Here is a 20,243-nt window from a genome sequence, read left to right as displayed (position 1 = left end):
TCGTTCCTCACCGTTCGTCGTGGTCGCTGCCGCCGGAAGCGGCGTCTTCGAGTTCGCGCAGGATGTATTCCTCGACCAGCTCGGCGAGGGCGGAGACCGTGTGGGCGGTCATGATGTCCCGTGGCGTCAGGTCGAGGCCGAAGGCCTCACCCGCGCGGGAGGCGATCAGCAGACTGCGGACGGAGTCACCGCCCAGGGCGAAGAAGTCGTCCTCGGCGCCGACCGGTTCCACTCCCAGCACCTCGGACCAGATCTCCGCGATGACCTCCTCGGTGGGGGTCCTCGGCTCGATGTGGCCCGCGGCCGGGGCCGCGGTGGCGGGGCCGGGCGCGGGCAGCGCCGCGCGGTCCGTCTTGCCGTTCTCGGTGAGCGGGAGGCGCTCCAGGACGGCGAACGCCGACGGCACCATGTAGCCGGGCAGGGTACGGCCCAGCTCGGCGCGCAGCTCGGCGTCGGCCGGGGCGGTGGCGCCGGGGGCGGGCACCAGGTGGGCCACCAGCCTGCGGACGCCGGGCTCGTCCTCCCGGACCGTCACCACGGCCTCCGCGACCGAGGGGTGATTGACCAGGGCGGTCTCCACCTCACCGGCCTCGATGCGGTAGCCGTGCAGCTTGATCTGGTGGTCGGTGCGGCCCAGGTGGTGGATGCGGCCCTCGGCGTCGTAGCGGGCGAGGTCGCCGGTGCGGTACATCCGGGACCCGGCGGGCCCGAAGGGGTCCGCGAGGAAGCGGGACGCGGTCAGCCCGGGGCGGTTCAGATAGCCGCGGGCCAGCGACGGGCCGCTGATCCACAGCTCGCCGGGCACCCCCGGGGGCACCGGGCGCAGCCGCGCGTCGAGCAGCCGGACCCGGGTGTTGGGGACGGGCCGCCCGATCGGCGGTGGGGCGCCGTCCGCGATGAGCGGATCGGACCAGGTGGCGACCACGGTGGCCTCGGTGGGCCCGTATGAGTTGATCATGCGGTGGTGCGGGGCCCACCGGGTCGTCAGCTCCGGACCGCAGGCGTCCCCGCCCACGATCAGCGTGCGCAGCTCGGGCAGCTCCTTCTCGGTCCCGTCGGGCAGCGTGGCCAGTGCGGCGGGCGGGATGAGGGTGTGGGTGACGCGCTGCTCGCGCAGGACGCGCGCCAGGTGCTCGCCCAGCAGCGGCCCGGGCTCCGGCACCACCAGTGCGGCACCGTGCGGCAGCGCCATGCACAGCTCCAGGACGGAGGCGTCGAAGCTGGGCGAGGCGAACTGCAGGACGCGGTCGCCCTCCCGCACCTCGTAGTGCTCGGCCTCGGCGGCGGCGAAGTTCCCGATCCCGCGCTGGGTGACGACCACTCCCTTGGGGGTACCGGTGGACCCGGACGTGTAGATCACATAGGCCGGGTCGTCGGGGTCGACGGGGCGCGACCGGTCCCGGTCGGTGGGCCGGTGCGCGGGCTCACCGGAAGCCCCGGCCGTCTCGGCCTCGCCGAGGCTGTCGAGGGTGAGGTGCGGGGCGGCGTCCTCCAGCATCCGGGCGATGCGCTCGGCGGGATAGCCGGGGTCGACGGGCAGATGGGCGCCGCCCGCCTTGGCCACCGCGAGCTGGGCGACGACGATCTCCACCGACCGGGGCAGCACCAGGGCCACGATCCGCCCGGGGCCCACGCCCTGGGCGATGAGCCGGTGGGCGAGGCGGTTGGCCCGGGTGTCCAGCTCCGCGTAGGTCAGCTGTACGCCGGGGGAAAGGACCGCGGGCGCGTCGGGACGGCGGTCCGCGGCGGCCTCGAAGAGCCGCGCCAGGGTCGTCTGCGCGGCGGGCCGGCCGGTGTCGTTCCAGTCCTCCAGGAGGCGCTTGCGCATCGTGGCGGGCAGGGTGTCGATCCGGTCCAGCGGCAGGTCGTCGGGGGCGGCGGCGAGGGCGCCGAGGACCTGCGTCAGCTGGGCGGCCAGCCCCTCGGCGGTGGACTCCTCGAAGTGCCGGGGGTCGTAGCCGAGTTCGACGGACAGCTCGGAGCCGGGCGAGACGACCACGGTCAGCGCGTAGTTGGTGCTCTCCAGGGCCTGGAGTTCCCGCACCCGCAGCCCGTGTTCGGCGGCCGCGGAGCTGTTGATCGGGTAGTTCTCGAACACCACCAGGCTCTCGAAGAGGTCCGCGCCGCCCGGCACGTCGCTCCAGCCCTGGAGCCGGGCGAGCGGGACGTGGCCGAAGCCGCGCGCGTCCGCCTGGTCGGCCTGGAGGCCGCGCAGCCAGTCGACCGTGGCGGCGGCGCCGTTCACGGCGAGCCGCACCGGCAGGGTGTTGATGAAGATGCCGGTGATGCTGTCGGCGCCGGGAAGTTCGGTCGGCCGTCCTGAGACGGTCGCCCCGAAGCAGACGTCCGAGTCTCCGCTCAAGCGAGATACGAGCAAGCCCCAAGCGCCCTGGACGATCGTATTGAGAGTGAGCCGGTGCCGCCGGGCGAAGTCCTCCAGGGCTGCGGTCTCCTGCTCACCGAGCCGCTGCGACAGCCACCGCGAGGACCGGGTGGCGGCGTCCGCCGTTGGCTTGCGGTCGTAGGGGAGGGGGGTGGGTGCGGTGAACCCGGCAAGCGTCCGGCGCCAGTGCGCTTCGGCCTGCGCGCGGTCCTGGCGGCCGAGCCATGCGACATAGTCCGCGAACGGCCTGCGGGCCTGGAGCCGCGGCTGTTCACCCGCGGCCAGGGCGCCATGGGCCGCGAAGACGTCCGTCAGCACCTGGAAGACGCTCCAGCCGTCGAGCAGCACATGGTGGAAGGTCCACAGCACCTGTACCTCGGTCGGGGAGAGCCGGGCCAGGGTGAGGCGCAGCAGCGGCGCCGCGCCGAGGTCGAGCCCCCGGGCGCGGTCCTCGTCGAGCAGCCGCTCCAGCGCGGCCCGGCGCTCGTCCTCCGTGAAACCGCTCCAGTCCAGCTCCTCGACCGGTACGGCCGCGCTGCGGCGCACGATCTGCAGCGGCTCGGGCACCTCCTGGACCACCACTTCGCTGCGCAGCACCGGGGTGCGGTCGACGACGTGCTGCCAGGCGGCGGCGAGGACCCGGGAGTCCCTGACCCCGTCCAGGATGAAGCTCGCCTGCTCCACGTAGAGCCCCTGGCCGCGCTGGGCCAGCCCGTGGAAGACCAGGCCGTTCTGGGTGGGCGTTAGCGGATAGATGTCGGCCACATCGCGGCCGTCGCCCGCCAGCCGGTCGACGGTCGCCTGGTCCAGGGCGGCCAGCGGGAAGTCCGAGGGCGTGCGTCCGCCCGCCTCCGGCTCGGTGCACAGCCGCATGATCGCGCGCAGCTCGCGCAGGGTCTCCTCGGCGAGCCGGAGCACCGTGTCGCGATGGTGCCGGTCCCGGGAGTAGGACCAGGTCAGTTCGAGCTTCTTGTGCTCCACCCGGCCGACCACGTCGAGGAGATGCGGCCGGGGCGCCTCCGGGCTCATATCGCCCTCCAGCCCGCTGCGCAGGGCGTGCAGCAGACCGTCACCGGGCAGCTCCCAGTCGAGCTGGCCCAGGTAGTTGAAGCTGATCTGCGGCCCCGCCGCGTCCGCGAGCGGCGCGTCCGGGGCGAGATGGCGCAGCGCCCCGTAGCTCAGCCCGTTCCCGGGGACGGCCCGCAGCCGCTCCTTGACGGTCTTCAGCGCCTCCTCGAGGCCGGTTCCGGCGCCGCCGTCCAGCGCGACGGGGAACATGCTGGTGAACCAGCCGACCGTACGGGAGAGATCGACACCGTCGAAGATCTCCTCGCGGCCGTGTCCCTCCAGGGCGACCAGCACCTCGTCCTGGCCGGTCCAGCGGCCGAGCACCCGGCCCAGCGCGCACAGCAGGACGTCGTTGATCCGGGTCAGATAGGCGCCCGGCACGTCCTGGAGCAGGACCCGGGTCTCCTCGGCGCCGAGCCGGACCGTCACCGTCTCCTCGCTGGCGGCGGTGTTCGGCCCCTCGCCGTCCGTGGGGAGGTCCGGGCAGCCGAGTGCGGCGGTCCAGTGGTCGCGCTCCGCGTCGAAGCCCCCGGCGACGGTGTGTTCGCTCAACTGCCGCGACCACGCACGGAACGAGGTGGTCTTCCGGCCCAGACGCCCCGGCTGCCCGTCGCTGATCAGCCGGTAGGCGGTGTCCAGGTCTTCCAGCAGGATCCGCCAGGAGACCGCGTCCACGACCAGATGGTGGGCGATCAGGCTGAGCACCGGCCGCTCCCCGTCGCCGGGGACGAACAGCACGGCCTTGAACAACGGGCCCTGGGCCAGGTCGAATCCGGCCCGTATCCGTCGCGTCGCCTCCCGCATCGCCTCCTCCCGCAGCGCGGGGTCGGTGGCGGACAGGTCGTGGACGTCGAGCACCGGCGCGGTGCCGCCCGGCGGGACGCTGTGCTGCTGCCAGTTGCCGTGCTGCGTGTGCTCGGTGGTCTCGTACCGCAGCCGCAGCGCGTCGTGGTGGTCGACCAGGGTGTCCAGCGCGGCGCGCAGCGCGGGCTCGTCCACCGGCCCGGTCAGCTCGGCGGACACCGACTGGGTGAAGTGGCCGGGGGTATCCGGGAGGGTGTCGAACAGCCAGTGCTGGACCGGGGTGAGCGGCACTTCGCCGACGACCGGCCCCTGTTCGGCCGCGACGGCCGTGGCGGGGACGTCCCGCGCGGCTGCGGCCAGGTCCGCGACGGTCTGGTGGACGAACAGATGGCGCGGGGTCAGCTCGATGCCCGCGCGACGGGCCGAGGAGACGATCTGGATGCTGAGGATGGAGTCGCCGCCGAGCGTGAAGTAGTTGTCGTCGACGCCGACCCGCTCCACTCCCAGCACCTCGGCCCAGATCCCGGCGAGGGCCTTCTCGGTCTCCGTACGGGGCGGCACATGACCGGTGGCCGGGGCGGCCCAGTCCGGGGCGGGGAGCGCGCGCCGGTCGAGTTTGCCGCTGGGGTTCAGCGGCAGCCGCTCCAGGGTGACGACGGCCGCGGGCACCATGTGGTCCGGCACGCTCGTGGCGAGGAACGCGCGCATCGCCGCGGCGTCGACGGTCCCGGTCCCGTGGGCCGGGACGACGTAACCGACCAGCCGCTTGTGGCCCGAGGTCTCGATGACGGCCGCGGCCGCCTCGGCGACCTCCGGGTGGCGCGCCAGCGCGGCCTCCACCTCGCCCAGCTCGATGCGGAAACCCCGCACCTTGACCTGGTCGTCGGTCCTGCCGAGGTACTCCAGCTGCCCGTCCGCGTCCCACCGCACCAGGTCGCCCGTGCGGTACATCCGGCTGCCCGCGGGGCCGAACGGATCGGCCGTGAAGCGGTCCGCGGTCAGCCCGGGGCGGCCGAAGTACCCGCGGGCCAGGCCCGCTCCGGCCAGGTACAGCTCGCCGGGCACCCCGACCGGCACCGGCCGCAGCCGCGCGTCCAGCGCGTACGCCCGGGTGGCGGCGATGGGGGAGCCGATCGGCGGGGTGCGGCCGGGGTCGGCGGGGTCGCAGTGCCAGGCGGTGGCGTAGACGGTGGCCTCGGTGGGTCCGTAGATATTGGCCACCCGGCAGCCCGGGATGGCCGTACGGACCTCCTGGACGGTACGGGCCGCGAGCCCCTCGCCCGCCAGCACCACGGCGTCGGCCGTGACGGAGACGCCGCCCTTGCCGAGCACCTGCCCGAGAGCCGAGGGCACGGCGCTGATCAGGGACGCCGTCCACGGCTCGGCGCGCTCGGCCAGGGTGAGCAGATCGCGGACGATCTCCAGCGAACCGCCGGTCAGCAGCGGGCAGATGATCTCGAAGACCGACACGTCGAAGTTGAGCGAGGTCGACGCCACGACATGGGACAGCCCGTCCGCGCCGAACTCCTCTCCGGCCCAGGCGGCCAGCGCCGCCACACCCTGATGCGTGGCCACGACGCCCTTGGGCGTCCCGGTCGACCCGGAGGTGTGGATGACATAGGCCGGATGGCCGGGCACCAGCGGGGCGGCGCGCTCGGCGTCACCGACGTCCCCCGCGCCCAGGCCTGCCAGCGCCCGCCCCGACTCCGCGTCGTCCAGCAGGATCCGGTGGCCCGGTCCGTCCGGGATCCGGGGAGCCGTCTCCCCGGTGGTCAGGACGATGTCCGGGGCGATGTCGGCGATCAGGTACGCGATGCGCTCCGCCGGGTAGGCGGGGTCGACCGGGAGATATCCGGCGCCGCTCTTGAGCACCGCCAGCACCGCCACCACCAGCTCCGGTGTGCGCGGCAGCGACAGGGCCACGAAGCGTTCGGGACCTGCTCCCGCGCCGATCAGCAGCCGGGCGAGCCGGTTGGCGCGCTCGTTCAGCTCCCGGTAGGTCAGCCGCGTCCCCGCTCCCCGCACGGCCACCGCGTCCGGCGTACGGGCGGCCTGCGCCTCGAACAGCTCCGGCAGGACCGCGCGCGGCGCCGGGCAGACACGGCCGCTGAACTGGTCCAGGATCCTGCGGGTTTCGGGCTCGCCGATCAGCGGCAGTTCCTCCAGCCGCCGTTCCGGATCGGCCGCCATCTGGGCCAGCAGCCCGTGCAGGCACCCGCCCAGCCGCTCGACCGTGGCGGCGTCGAAGGCGGCCGGGTCGTAGTCCAGCGAGATCGTCAGCCGCTCCTCGGGCGCCACCACGACGCTGAGCGCGTAGTTCGTCGGTTCGAGATCCCGCTCCTGATGGATGCGCAGGCCGTGGGCGGCGATGGCCTCGCTGTCGAAGGGGTAGTTCTCGAAGACCACGATGCTGTCGAAGAGGCTGACGCCACCGGGCACCTCGCTCCAGCTCTGCAGCTGCGCCAGGGACACGAACTCGAAGCGCCGTGACTCCGACTGCGCCGTCTGGAGTTCCCGCAGCCAGCTCATCAGCGGGCTCCGGCCGTTCACCCGGACCCGGGTGGGGATGGTGTTGATGAAGACGCCGACCATCGACTCGACACCCGGCAGCGCGGCCGGGCGGCCCGAGACGGTCGTCCCGAACGCCACGTCGTCCGCCCCGCTGTAGCGGGACAGCAGCAGCCCCCAGGCGCCCTGCACCACCGTGTTCATGGTCAGCCCGCCCCGCTGGGCGACCTGACGCAGCCGCGCCGACTCCTCGGCGCCGAGGGCGACCCGGTAGGTGCCCGAGGACGCCGTACGGTGCGCCTCGGCCGCCGGCCGGTCGCGGGGCAGTTCGGTCGGGGCGGTGAAGCCCGCGAGCGCGTCGCGCCAGAACCGCTCGGCCTCCGCCGTGTCCTGCTCACCGAGCCAGCCCAGGTACTCCCGGAAGGGCCGCCGGGCCGGTACGACGGCGCCGCGCCCGGTGGTGAGCGCCGCGTACCGCTCGCACACCTCGTCGAAGACCTGCGCCGCGCTCCAGCCGTCGAGCAGCACATGGTGGAACGTCCAGATCAGCCGCACCTCGTCGGCCGACAGCCGGATCAGGGCCAGCCGGGTCAGCGGTGCGCTGCCGAGGTCGATGCCCTCGGCCCGGTCGTCGGCGAGCAGCCTGCTCAGCTCCGTCTCGCGCCACGCGTCGGACCGTCCGGTCCAGTCGTGGTGAGCGATCCGCAGGGTGGCCCGGCGCCGGACGACCTGGAGCGGCTCCGGGGTGTCCGCCCAGACCAGGTGGGTGCGCAGGATCGGGTTGGCGTCCGTGGTCCGCTGCCACGCCGTGGCCAGCGCCTGCGGGTCCGTCACCCCGGTGAGCCTCAGCTGCACCTGATTGAAATAGGCGTCGGACGCCGGGTCGACGAGGCTGTGGAACAGCATCCCGGCCTGCATCGGGGTCAGCGGGTAGAGGTCCTCCACCGACCGCCCGTCGGCGGCCACCCGGTCCACCGCGGCCTGGTCCAGCCGGGCCAGCGGGAAGTCCGAGGGGGTGCGGCCGCCCGCGGCGGGGTCGGCGCAGTGCGCGACGATGGCCTCCAGGGCGCGCAGCATCTCCTGGGCCAGCCGGGACACCGTCTCCTCGGAGTGCGTCCCGGAGCCGTAGTACCAGGTGATCTCCAGGCACCGCCGCTCGACCCGGCCCACGACGTCCAGCAGATGCGCCCGCGCCGACTCCGGCGCCGCGTCACCGCCCAGGCCGCCCCGCACGGTACGGACCAGGGCGTCGTCGCCGGTGGATCCGCCGGTGTCCGACCAGTCGAACTGGCCGAGGTAGTTGAAGCTGATCCGGGGCTCCGCCGCGTCCGCGAGCGGCGAGCCCGGGGCCAGATGGCGCAGCGCGCCGTAGCCGATGCCCTGGGCGGGCACCGCGCGCAACTGCTCCTTGACGGACTTGAGCGTCTCGCCCCAGCCGCCCCCCGGACCGTCGCCGGGAATGTCCAGGGCGACCGGGAACATGGTGGTGAACCAGCCGACGGTGCGGGACAGGTCCACCCCGTCCAGCAGGTGTTCCTCGCGGCCGTGCCCCTCCAGGTCGACGGCGACCCGCCGCCGCCCGGTCCACTCGGCCAGCACCCGCCCCAGCGCCGACAGCAGCACATCGTCCACGCGGGTGCGGTAGACCTCGGGCACCTGCTGGAGCAGCGCGGTGGTCCGCTCCCGGTCCAGCGTCACGGTGACCGACCGCATGGCCGCGACGGTGTTGCCGCCCTCGCCGTCCCCTCGCGGATCCACCGGAATCCCGGCGGCGCAGTCCGCGGCCACCGCCTGCCAGTGGGGGAGTTCGGCGTCGAAGCCACCGGCCGCGGTGTGCTCGGTGAGCCTCCGGGACCAGTCCCGTACGGAGGTGGTGCGCGCGCCGAGATCGGCGGGACCGCCGCCGAGCAGCTGGCGGTAGGCGGTCTCCAGGTCCTCCAGCAGCACGCGCCAGGAGACCCCGTCGACCACCAGGTGGTGCACGGTCAGGAAGAGCGACGGCCGCTCCCCGGGGCCCGGGCGCAGCAGCCGGGCTGCCAGCAGCGGGCCTTGGTCCAGGACGAAACCGGCGTTCGCCTCGGCCATGGCCGCCTCCTCGGCGGCCCGCCGCTCGTCCTCCCCGAGCCCTGACAGGTCCACCTCGCGCAGCGGGTCCTGGCCGGTCTCGTCCGGCGGCGGGCAGTACTGCCGTACGGTGCCGTCCGCACGGCGCTCGTAGCGCGTCCGCAGCGCGTCATGGTGGACCAGGAGCGCCCGCAGGGCCTGCCGGAGCGCCCCGGGGTCCGGGTCCCGGTCGAGTTCGAGCACGACGGACTGGTTGAAGTGCTCGGGCCGGGGGCTGTCCGTACCGAGGAACCAGTGCTGGATCGGGGTGAGCGGCACCTCGCCGCTCACCGGCCCCGTGTCGGCGGCGGGCCGGGCGGAGGCGGCGGCGGCGACGGTGGCGAGCGCGGCGATGGTGGGGTGCTTGAAGAGTTCCCTGGGCGTCACCGACAGACCCGCCTGCCGGGCGCGCGAGGCGACCTGGATGCTGAGGATCGAGTCCCCGCCGAGCATAAAGAAGTTGTCCTCGACGCCGATCCGCTCCCGGCCCAGCAGCGGAGCCATGATCTCCGCGAGGATCCGTTCGGCGTCGGTGCGGGGCGCCACGTACTCCGCGCCCGCCGTGGCCGCCGCCCAGTCGGGTGCCGGGAGGCGGCGGCGGTCCACCTTGCCGTTGCCGGTGAGCGGCAGTTCGGCCAGGGCGATGAAGACCGAGGGCACCATGTAGTCGGGCAGTCCCTGGCCCAGATGGGACCGCAGCTCCTCCGGCTCCGGCACGGCGGCGCCGCGCGCCGGGACCAGATAGGCGACCAGCAGCTTCCGCTCCCCGTCCCGCGCGAGGGCGACGACCGCCTCGGCGATGTCCGGGTGGCGGGTGAGCGCGGCCTCGATCTCGCCCGGTTCGATGCGGAAGCCCCGCACCTTCATCTGGTCGTCCGAGCGGCCCACGAAGGCGAGTTCGCCGTCGGCGGTCCAGGACACCAGGTCCCCGGTGCGGTACATCCGCGAGCCGGGTGGCCCGAACGGGTCGGCGACATAGCGCTCGGCCGTCGGACCGGGCCGGTCCCGGTAACCACGGGCGAGCCCGGCGCCCGCGATGTACAACTCGCCCGGGATACCCGGCGGCTGCGGCTGGAGCGCGCCGTCCAGGACATAGGCACGGGTGTTGTCCAGCGGCCGTCCGATGGGCAGGGTCCCGGGCAGCTCCTCACCGGCGCGGAAGGGGCGCCGGGTGGCGAACGTCGTGGTCTCGGTCGGCCCGTAGCCGTCGACCACCGTCAGCTCCGGGCAGGCGTCGAGCACCCGGCGCACCGCCCCGGGCGGCACCGCCTCGCCGCCGGTCCACACCTCCCGGGCGCCGCGCAGGCAGTCCGGCGCCTCCTGCGCCAGCAGCCGGAACAGTCCGGCGGTCAGCCACAGGCAGCTCACCCCGTGGCGGGTGATCGCGTGGCGTACGGCGTCCGCGTCCACGTCGCCCACCGGTGCCAGGATCGCCGTACCGCCGCGCAGCAGCGGCACCCACACCTCGTAGGTGGAGGCGTCGAACGCCTGGGGGGAGTGCACCAGCACCCGGTCGTGGCCCGCGAAGGCGCGGTCATGGACGAGGGCGGTCACATCGCGGTGCCGGACCGCGACGCCCTTGGGCCGTCCGGTGGAGCCCGAAGTGAACATCAGGTACGCGGTGTTGTCGGGGAAGACCTCTGCCGCGGGCGGTCCCGACGGCTCCTCGCCGCCCTCGGCGCCGGGCTCCACCAGCAGCGTCCGCCCGTCGTGCCCGAGGTCCGCCGCGGTCCGCTCCCAGGCCCGGTCGGTCAGCAGGACGTCCGCCGCCGCCTCGGCCAGCACCAGCCGGAGCCGGTCCCCGGGCGCGCGGGTGTCCAGCGGTACGTACACCCCGCCCGCCTTGACGATGGCCAGCTGGGCGACCACCAGTTCCACGGACCGGTCCATCAGGACGGCAACCGGCCGCTCCGGCCCGGTCCCGAGCGCGGCGAGCCGGTGGGCCAGCCGGTTGGCGCGGGCGTCCAGCTCCCGGTAGCTCACCGGGCCGCCGTCGCCGTCCAGCGCGGGCGCGTCCGGCGTACGGAGCGCCTGCTCGGCGAAGAGCGCGGCCACCGAGCCCTCGGGCAGCGGGGTCGTGGTGTCGTTCCACTCCCGGAGCACCTGGGCGCGGCGGGCGTCGCTGAGCACGGGGAGGCACGCGGGCGCCCGGTCCGGGCCGGTGGCCATGTTCGTCAGCAGCACCGACAGGTACTCGGCCATGCGCTCAATCGTCGCGGCGTCGAACAGCGACGGGTCGTAGCCGAGCCGCAGCGCCATCTCCTCACCGGGGTAGACCACCAGGCTCAGCGGGTAGTTCGTCGTCTCGACGCCCTCGAGGTCCCGCAGGGCAAGCCCGTGTGCGGCGGCGAGGTCCCCGCCGACCGGGTAGTTCTCGAACACCACGATGCTGTCGAAGAGGTTCACCCGCTCGGCGAGCCCGGTCATGGACCGCAGCCGGGTCAGCGGTACGAAGTCGAACCGCCGGTCCTCGGTCTGCCGCTCCTGCACCTCCCGCAGCCACGACAGCAGGGTGCCGTCGGCGGGCACCTCCAGCCGGGTCGGCACGGTCGTGATGAAGAGCCCGGTCATCGCCTCGACACCCGCCAGCTCCGGCGGACGGCCGGACACCGTGGTCCCGAAGACGATGTCCTCGCGGCCCGTGTACCGGGCGAGCAGCAGCGTCCAGGCTCCCTGGAGCAGGGTGTTCATGGTGAGCCCCGCGCCCCTGGCCAGCTCCGCCAGCCGCCCGGACGCGTCGGCGGGCAGCGTGACCCGCACCTCGCCGGTGGACTCCGCGTGATGGGTCCCGGAGGGCTCGCGGTCGAAGGGCAGCGGGGTGGGCTCCGCCAGATCGCCGAGCCGCGAGCGCCAGTGCTCCTCGGCCTCCGCCCAGTCGCGGTCCCGCAGCCAGGCCACGTAGTCACGGAACGGACGGCGGCTGGGCAGCGCGGCCCCCGCCCCGGAGGCATGGCAGGCGAAGACGTCGGACAGCACCTGGAACAGGCTCCAGCCGTCCAGGATCAGATGGTGGAACGTCCACACCACCTGGACCTCGGTGTCGGAAAGCCGCGCGAGGGCCAGCCGCATCAGCGGCGCGGAGGCCAGGTCGAGACCCCGCTCCCGGTCCTCGGCGAGGAACCGCCGCGACTCCTCCCGGCGCTCGGACGCGGACAGCCCCCGCCAGTCGAGATGGGTCACCGGCACCCGCGCCCCGCGCTCGACCACCTGCACCGGCTCGGGCACCCCGTCCCACTCGGCGCGACTGCGCAGCACCGGCGTACGGTCGGCGACCCGCTGCCAGGCCGCGGCCAGCCGCCGCGGGTCGGGCACCCCGTCGAGGACGAAGGTCAGCTGCTGGAAATAGGCGCGCCGGTCGTCCTCGGACAGCCCGTGGAACAGCATGCCCGCCTGGGTGGGGGTCAGCGGGTAGATGTCCTCCACCCCGCTGCCGTCCCCCACCAGCCGGTCCACCGCGCCCTGGTCGAGGGCGGCGAGCGGGAAGTCGGACGGGGTGCGGCCGCCCGCGCCGGGCGCGGCGGCGTGCCGCGCGATGGCGCGCAGGGCCCGCAGGAACTCCCCGGCGAGCCTGCCGACGGTCTCCTCCGTGTGCAGGTTCGCGGAGTAGAACCAGGTGAACGCGAGCGTCTGGTCCTCGACCCGGCCGACGACCTCCAGAGGATGCGGCCGCAGCGCCTCCGGGTCGGAGTCCAGGGCCAGTTCGCGGTGGAGGCCGCGGAAGAGCCCGTCGCCGTCGCCCGGCAGCTCGAACTGGCCGAGGTAGTTGAAGCTGATCCCGGCGGCGGGACCGGCCGGAAGGCCCTCGGTACGGGCGAGATGGGCCAGCGCCCCGTACCCCAGACCGCGCTGCGGCACGGCCCGCAGCTGTTCCTTGACGGACTTGAGGACGTCGCCCCAGTCACCCTCGGGAAGATCGAGCGCCACCGGGAAGCGCGTGGTGAACCAGCCGACCGTACGGGACAGATCCACCTCCTCGAAGATCTCCTCGCGGCCGTGGCCCTCCAGGTCCACCGGGACACTGGTGCGCCCGGTCCACTGACCCAGCACCCGGGCCAGCGCGCTCAGCAGCACATCGTTGACCTGCGTCCGGTAGACCTCGGGCAGCGTCTGGAGCAGGGCGGCGGTCTCGTCCTGGTCGAGGGTGACGGTGACCGACCGGGCCGAGGCATAGGTGTTCGCCCCCTCCAGGTCCAGCGGCAGCGACGGATCGCAAGCCCCGGCCAGGCCCGTCCAGTACGCGGCCTCGGCCTCGAACCCCCCGGCCCGCGCGTGGTCGTTGAGCCGCCGGGCCCACCGGCGCAGCGGGGAGGACGCGGCGGGCAGCACGGCCGCCGCGCCCCCGGCCAGCGCTCGGTAGGCGCTGTCCAGGTCCTCCAGCAGGATGCGCCAGGAGACCCCGTCCACCACGGCGTGGTGCACGGTGAGGTGGAGCACCGGCCGCCCCCCGGCGGCGGCGCCCTCCTCCAGCACCGCGCGCAGCAGCTGCCCGGCCGTCAGGTCGAAGCCACCGAGGTGGGGCTCGCCGTCGCCGGTGTGGCGGTGCGGCAGGTCCGACAGGCCCGTCAGGTCCATCGCGGTGTCGTCGTCGATCCGCTGGTAGCGGCCGTCGCCGCCGTCCTCGCGGGGGAAGCGGGAGCGCAGGGCGTCGTGGTGGCGTACGACCGCCGCCAGGGCGCCGCGCAACGCGTCCTCGTCCACGTCCTCGGGCAGGACGAGGGAGATCGTCTGATTGAAGTGTCCGGCCCGCTCGGGGTCGGACTCGAACAGCCAGTGCTGGATGGGCGTCAGCGGCAGGTCCCCGGTGGCCGCTTCCGCCACGGCGCCGGGCCGCGGCTGGGCGGCCGCGCTGTCCAGGTGCAGGGCGAGGGCGGCGATGGTCTGGTGGCGGTAGACATCGCGCGAGGTGACGGAGAGCCCGGCCTGCCGCGCCTGGGAGACCACCTGGATGCTGAGGATCGAGTCGCCGCCGAGGGAGAAGAAGTTGTCCTCCACCCCGATGCGTTCCACATGGAGGATCCGGGCCCAGACCGCGGCGAGGGTCCGCTCGGTCGCGGTGCGCGGCGCCACGTAGCCCGGCGCCGCCGCCTGCCCCCAGTCCGGGTCGGGGAGACGGCTCCGGTCCAGCTTGCCGTTGGGGTTGAGCGGCATCCGCTCCATCGCCAGGACCGAGGCGGGCACCATGTAGTCGGGCAGGCTGCCCTGGAGGAACGTGCGCAGCGCGGCCGGGTCCGGTGTGGCGCCCGGCACGGGCACGACGTAGGCGACCAGCCGCTTGTGGCCGCCGGTCTCCTTCGCGACGGCGGCCGCCTCGGCGACATCGGGGTGGCGCAGCAACGCCGTCTCGACCTCGCCGAGTTCGATGCGGAAGCCGCGGATCTTCACCTGGTCGTCGGCCCGGCCCATGTACTCCAGCTGGCCGTCGCTGCCCCAGCGCACCAGGTCTCCGGTGCGGTACATCCGGCTGCCCGGCGTCCCGAACGGGTCCGCGAGAAAGCGGTCGGAGGTCAGCCCGGACCGGTTGAGGTAGCCCCGCGCGAGGCCCTGGCCGCCGAGGTACAGCTCGCCGGTCACCCCGGGCGGCACCAGGCGCAGCGTCGGGTCCAGGACATAGGCGCGGGTGTCGGCGACGGGCCTGCCGATGGGCGGCGCCTGCCGCGGGTCGTCGCCCGGGGAGAACCAGGCGGTGGCGTACACGGTCGCCTCGGTCGGCCCGTACATGTTGACGATGCGGCAGGAGGGCAGCGCCGCCCGGATGTCCCGTACGGTCTGGGCGGGCAGTGCCTCGCCCGCCAGGACGACGGTCCCGGCGTCGATGTGTCCGGCCTCCGCTTCCCCGGCGTCCGCGCCCAGCAGCCGGGCGAACACCGACGGAACGCCGCTGATCAGCCCGGTCGCGCGCGGCCGGTTCGCGGGGTCGGCGAGGGCCAGCAGATCCTGAACGATCTCGATGCTGCCGCCCGCGAGCAGCGGGCACAGGATCTCGAACACGGACACGTCGAAGTTGAGCGAGGTGGAGGCCACCACCCCGGTCAGCCGCTCCCGGCCCAGCTCGGCCCCGGCCCAGGCGGCCAGGCCCGCCACGCTCTGGTGGGTGACCACCACGCCCTTGGGCGTGCCGGTGGATCCGGAGGTGTAGATGACGTACGCGGGGTGGGCGCGGTCCAGTGGCCCGGTGCGCTCGGCGTCGGTGATGTCGCCGTCCGCCCGCCGCTCCAGCCCGGCGCGGACCGAGGGGTCGTCCAGCACCAGCGTCTCGACTCCGCCGGGCAGGCCGCCCGCGATGTCACCGGTGGTGAGGATGGTCGAGGGCGCGGCGTCGTCCAGCATGAACGCGATGCGCTCGGCTGGGTAGCCGGGGTCCACCGGCAGATATCCGGCGCCCGCCTTGAGTGCCGCCAGCAGGACGACGACGAGGTCGGCCGAGCGCGGCAGGGCCAGCGCCACCAGCCGCTCGGGTCCGATGCCCCGGTCGATCAGCAGCCGGGCGAGCTGGTTGGCGCGCCGGTTCACCTCGTCGTAGGAGAGCCGGGTCCCGCCGCAGGTCACGGCGGTCGCCTGGGGCTGTCGCGCGGCCTGCGCGGCGAAGAGTTCGGGCAGTGTCGCCTCGGTTGCGGCCTGCCCGGTGCCGTTCCAGGAGTCGAGCAGCTTGTGCCACTCGGCGTCGCTCAGCATCTGCAGCTCGATGAGGGTGCTGCCGGGGTCGGCCACCATCCGGGTCAGCAGCCGGAGCAGATGCCCGGCCATCTGTTCCATCGTCCGGGCGTCGAACAGATCGGAGTTGTACTCGACGGTGAGGCCGAGCGAGCCGTCGTCCCGGGGCAGGAACTCCAGCACCAGGTCGAACCGCGCGGCGGGCCGCGGCAGGGAGTGCTCGGCGATGTGTACGCCCCCGGCCTCCCGGGCGGGCACCATGGCGTTCTGCTGGACGACCAGCGCCTGCACCAGCGGGTTGCGGCTGGCGTCGCGCTTCGGGGCCAGTTCCTCGACGACCCGCTCGAACGGCAGCCGGTCGTGGCTGAAGGCGTCCAGTACCGTCTCGCGCATCGCGTCCACGAACTGCTCGACGGTGCTGTCCCCGTCGACGTCGGCGCGCAGCACCAGCGTGTTGACGAAGAACCCGGCGACCGACTCCAGCTCCTTGCGGTGGCGTCCGCTGGTGACGGTGCCGAAGGCCACGTCCCGCTGGCCCGAGTAGCGGGAGAACAGGACCGCGACGGACGACGCGAGCAGGGTGAACAGCGTGGTGTTCCGCTCCCTGCCGAGCCTGCCCAGGGCGGCCACCAGATCGGCGGGCAGTTCGCGCCGGTGCACCGCCCCGGCGGTGGTGCGCACCGGGGGGCGGGGGCGGTCGGTGGGCAGCTCCAGGGTCTGCATCCCGGTGAGCCGGGTCCGCCAGTACGTGAGGTCGGCGTCCTGCCCGGGCGGGGCGGGGCAGTTCTCCTCCCAGACGGCGAAGTCCGGGTACTGCAGGGCGGGTTCGGCGAGGTCCGGTCCGGTGCCGGTGGCCTCCGCCCCGTACAGCGCGGTCAGTTCGCGCACCAGGAGGCCGACCGACCAGCCGTCGGTGACGATGTGGTGCTGGGCCAGCAGCAGGACGTGGTCGTCGTCGGCGAGCCGGATGAGCAGCGCTCTGGTCAGCGGGCCCTCGGCGAGGTCGTACGGGCGGTTCAACTCGTCGGTCAGCAGCTGGTCGACGGCGGCCTCCCGCTCGGCCGCGGGCCGCCCGCCGAGGTCGGCGTGGTCGAGCGGGACGGTCCCGTGGTCGGCGATGCGCTGCACACCGTGCCCGTCCACGGTGACGAAGGTGGTGCGCAGCGCGTCGTGCCGGGCGGCCAGGGTGCCGAGCGCGCGGCGCAGCGCGTCCTGGTCGAGCGGGCCGCTCAGCCGCAGCCCGGCCCCGGTGTTGTACTCGGTGCCGCCGGACGTCAGGTCGTCCAGGAACCACAGCCGCCGCTGGGCGGCCGACAACGGCAGCGGCCGGTCGCGGGGAGCGGGCGGGATCGGCGCCTCCGGTGCCTCGGCGGCCTCCTCCGGCAGCCGGGCGGCCAGCCGCGCCACGGTCCGGGCGTCCAGCAGCTCACGCAGCGTCAGCTCGACGCCCAGCTCGGCCCGGAGCCGGGACAGCAGCCGGACGCCGAGGATGGAGTCGCCGCCAAGACCCAGGAAGTCGTCCTCGACGCCCACGGTGTCCACCGGCAGCACCTCGGTCCAGACGTGGACGAGGGCGGCCTCGGCGGGGGTGCGCGGCGCGATGTGGCGGGAGTGCCCCTCCGCGGCGGGGGACGGGGCGGGCAGCGCCTGCCGGTCGATCTTGCGGTGCGGGGTGAGCGGGAACGCGTCCAGCACGACATAGGCGGACGGCACCATATGGGCGGGCAGCAGCCGGGCCGCCGCGGCCCGCAGCTCCGGCCCTTGCGGCCGCTTGTCGCCGCTGGTGGGTACCACATAGGCGACCAGCCGCTTCAGTCCGGGCTCGTCCTCCCGGACGGTGACGACCGCGGCCCGCACATCCGGGTGGCGGGCGAGCGCGGCCTCGATCTCCCCCAGTTCGATACGGAAGCCGCGGACCTTGACCTGGTGGTCGGTCCGGCCCAGGAACTCCACCTCACCGTCGGCGTTCCAGCGGGCCAGGTCGCCGGTGCGGTACATCCGGGCGCCGGGGGGCCCGAAGGGGGCCGCGACGAAGCGCTCGGCGGTCAGCCCCGGGCGGTCGAGGTAGCCCCGGGCCACTCCCGCGCCGCTGATGTACAGCTCCCCGGTGGCACCCACCGGCACCGGCCGCATCGCCTCGTCCAGCACGAACACCCGGGTGTTGGGCAGCGGGCGGCCGATCGGCGGATTGCCGGAGCCCGCCTCCAGGGCGTCCGTCCAGGTGGCCACGACGGTGGCCTCGGTCGGGCCGTACGAGTTGACCATCCGCCGGCCCGGCGCCCACAGGTCCACCAGGCCCGCGGGGCAGGCCTCCGCACCCACGATCAGGGTGCGGAAATCCGGCAGCCCGTCGTGCAGTTCCTCCGCGGGCACCGTCGCCAGCGCCGCCGGGGGGATCAGGGCATGGGTCACCCGGTGTTCGCGCAGCACGGCGGCCAGTTCGGCACCGAGCAGCGGTCCCTCCGGGGGCACCACCAGCGCCGCCCCGGCGAGCAGGGAGGAGCACAGCTCCAGTACGGAGGCGTCGAAGCTCGGCGAGGAGAACTGCAGCACCCGGTCGCCCGGCCGGACCCGGTAGTGGTCGGCCGTCGCGGCGGAGAAGTTGCCCAGCCCGGCGTGCGGCACCATCACGCCCTTGGGCACCCCGGTGGAGCCGGAGGTGTAGATGACGTACGCCGGATGCTCCGGCAGCAGCGGGCCCAGCAGATCCGCCTCGCCGGGCATGTGCTCGGGGCCGGTCACGGCCCGGATGTGCGCCGGATCGTCGAGCACCACCACCGGCCGGGCGTCGGCCAGCATCATGGCCCGGCGCTCCTCGGGGTGCGCGGGATCCACCGGCAGGAACGCGGCCCCGGCCTTGGCGACGGCCAGCTCGGCCACCACCAGTTCGGCCGAGCGCGGCAGGACCAGGGCCACCACGCGCTCGGGTCCCACACCGCGCCCGATGAGGTGGTGGGCCAGCCGGTTCGCCCAGGCGTCGACCTCACCGAACGACCACGTCCGGTCCCCGGCCACCAGCGCCGCGGCCCCGGCGGTACGGGACGCCCAGGACGCGAACAGCTCACCCAGCGGTGCGCGGGAGGCGGCCCGGGACGTGGCGTTCCACGCCGTGGGAGGCAGGCCCGGGGCGTCCTGGGGTGCGGACGCCGGGCCCGATGCGTTGTCGTAGTGGTCCATCATGTCGGTGCGGCCCTTCAGAGCGGTTGAAAGGGTGGAACACGGGTGTTCGAGGTGCCGCGCACGGCCGTGGCATGGCGGGGGAGACGGCCGTGGTGGGGAGTGCGGTGGAGAACCTCGGCGGGGAGCCTCAGAGGAGCGCGCTCTTGCGGGCCATCCGGCCCGAGAGCTGAATGCGGTCGACCGCGCCGGTGTGCGGATCGCGGACGAACCGGCCACCGGGAATCCGGCGCCCGGAGGACGGGTCCACCAGGTCGCAGGTCAGGTCCTCGTGACAGACCAGTGGCGCGGGGACGTCACCGTCCACGGACAGGGCGAGGGTGCCGCTGTCGCTCATCGTCACCTGGTACTCGACATCGCCGTTGAGATAGATCCCGGTGCACTGCGCCGTCGCGGCCGTGGGGGAGGCCGGAGGCGGGGTGGCCGGGCGTGGCCGGGCCGGGGCCCCGGGGACCCGGATGCCGGTCAATTCCTCCAGCTCGGCGGAGAGTTCGTGCCACATGTCGGCGCCGCTGTTGGCGTTGCTGGTGAAGGCGACCACGGTCCCGGAGCGCGGATCGGCCCGCAGGTAGCAGGACGTGCCCTGGGCGTTCCCGTCGTGTCCGAACCAGGTGTCCCCGTCCCGCCCGAAGAGCGCGAACCCCAGACCCCAGCCGTCGGCGAGGACCCCGGGGTCGGCGCCGGGCACCGGCCGCCGCATCTCCTCCGCAAGCTCCGGCGGCAGCAACTGGGCCGCGCCGCCGGGCACATGGGCCAGGGCCAGCGCCACCAGGTCCAGGGCGCTCGTCATCAGCGCCCCGGCCGCGGCCTCCGCCGGGGCGAGGTTCTGCTGGACCGGCCGGGTGCGGCCCGACGCCTTGTTGGCCGAGTGACCGCGGGCGGCCTGCCGCCGCGGGGCACCGGTCGCGCCGATGAAGGACGGTACGGTGCCCAGCGGCTCCAGCAGGATGGACCGTACGGCTTCCTGCCAGCTCATCCCGGTGACCGTCTCGATGAGCCGGCCCGCCGCGACATAGCCCGCGTTGGAGTAGGAGAAGTCGGTCCCCGGCTCCATCACCAGCTGGCGGTCGTTGCAGTGGGCCTGGAGATAGCGCGCGGTGGTGAGCGCCGCGACATGGTCGGAGTCGGGCCCGGACGCGAGTCCGGCGGTGTGGCTGAGCACCTGCCGTACGGTGCACGGCGGCCCGGCCCGCCGCAGCTCCGGCACATGGTCGCCGAGCTGGTCGTCCAGCTCCACGTCGCCGTCGGCGACCAGGAGCATGACGACGGTGGCGGTGTAGCACTTGGTGAGGGAGCCGATGGGCACCGCCGCGTCGGCGGTGAACGGCTCCCCGGTTATCGAGTCCAGCACCCCGGTGTGCAGGGCGCGGGTGGTTCCGCCGCTGTGGACGGCGAGTTGGGCTCCGGGCACCTGATGGGCACGCGCCAGGGCGTGGAGGCGGTCCTCGAGGCGGTGGCGGGCCGTGGGCCGCCGTTCGTCTCCGGACGTCCTCATGGGCCGGTGTAACACGGTGCACTCCTTGCCACGGGTGGAAGGGACGGGAAGAGA

Annotated in this window: 2 protein-coding genes; both read right to left on the bottom strand. The window is 74.2% G+C overall.

Features of this window, described 5'->3' with window-relative positions:
• Positions 1-7: 7 nt before the first annotated feature.
• The gene (locus tag ACZ6CL_RS17400) at positions 8-18,697 is read right to left on the bottom strand and encodes a non-ribosomal peptide synthetase (RefSeq protein WP_468936971.1); all 18,690 of its coding nucleotides are present in this window, start codon (positions 18,695-18,697) and stop codon (positions 8-10) included.
• Between the two features lie 127 nt (positions 18,698-18,824).
• Positions 18,825-20,189 (bottom strand): serine hydrolase domain-containing protein, encoded by a 1,365-nt coding sequence (locus ACZ6CL_RS17395; protein ID WP_468936970.1) that lies wholly within the window; start codon positions 20,187-20,189, stop codon positions 18,825-18,827.
• Positions 20,190-20,243: the final 54 nt, after the last annotated feature.

Source organism: Streptomyces sp. NPDC041200, from assembly GCF_055591805.1.
This window is presented reverse-complemented; position numbering and strand designations above follow the sequence as displayed.

Coding starts and splice junctions, on each gene's coding strand:
- ACZ6CL_RS17400 (WP_468936971.1), bottom strand. CDS start 18,697: ATGATGGACCACTACGACAACGCATCGGGCCCGGCGTCCGCACCCCAG.
- ACZ6CL_RS17395 (WP_468936970.1), bottom strand. CDS start 20,189: ATGAGGACGTCCGGAGACGAACGGCGGCCCACGGCCCGCCACCGCCTC.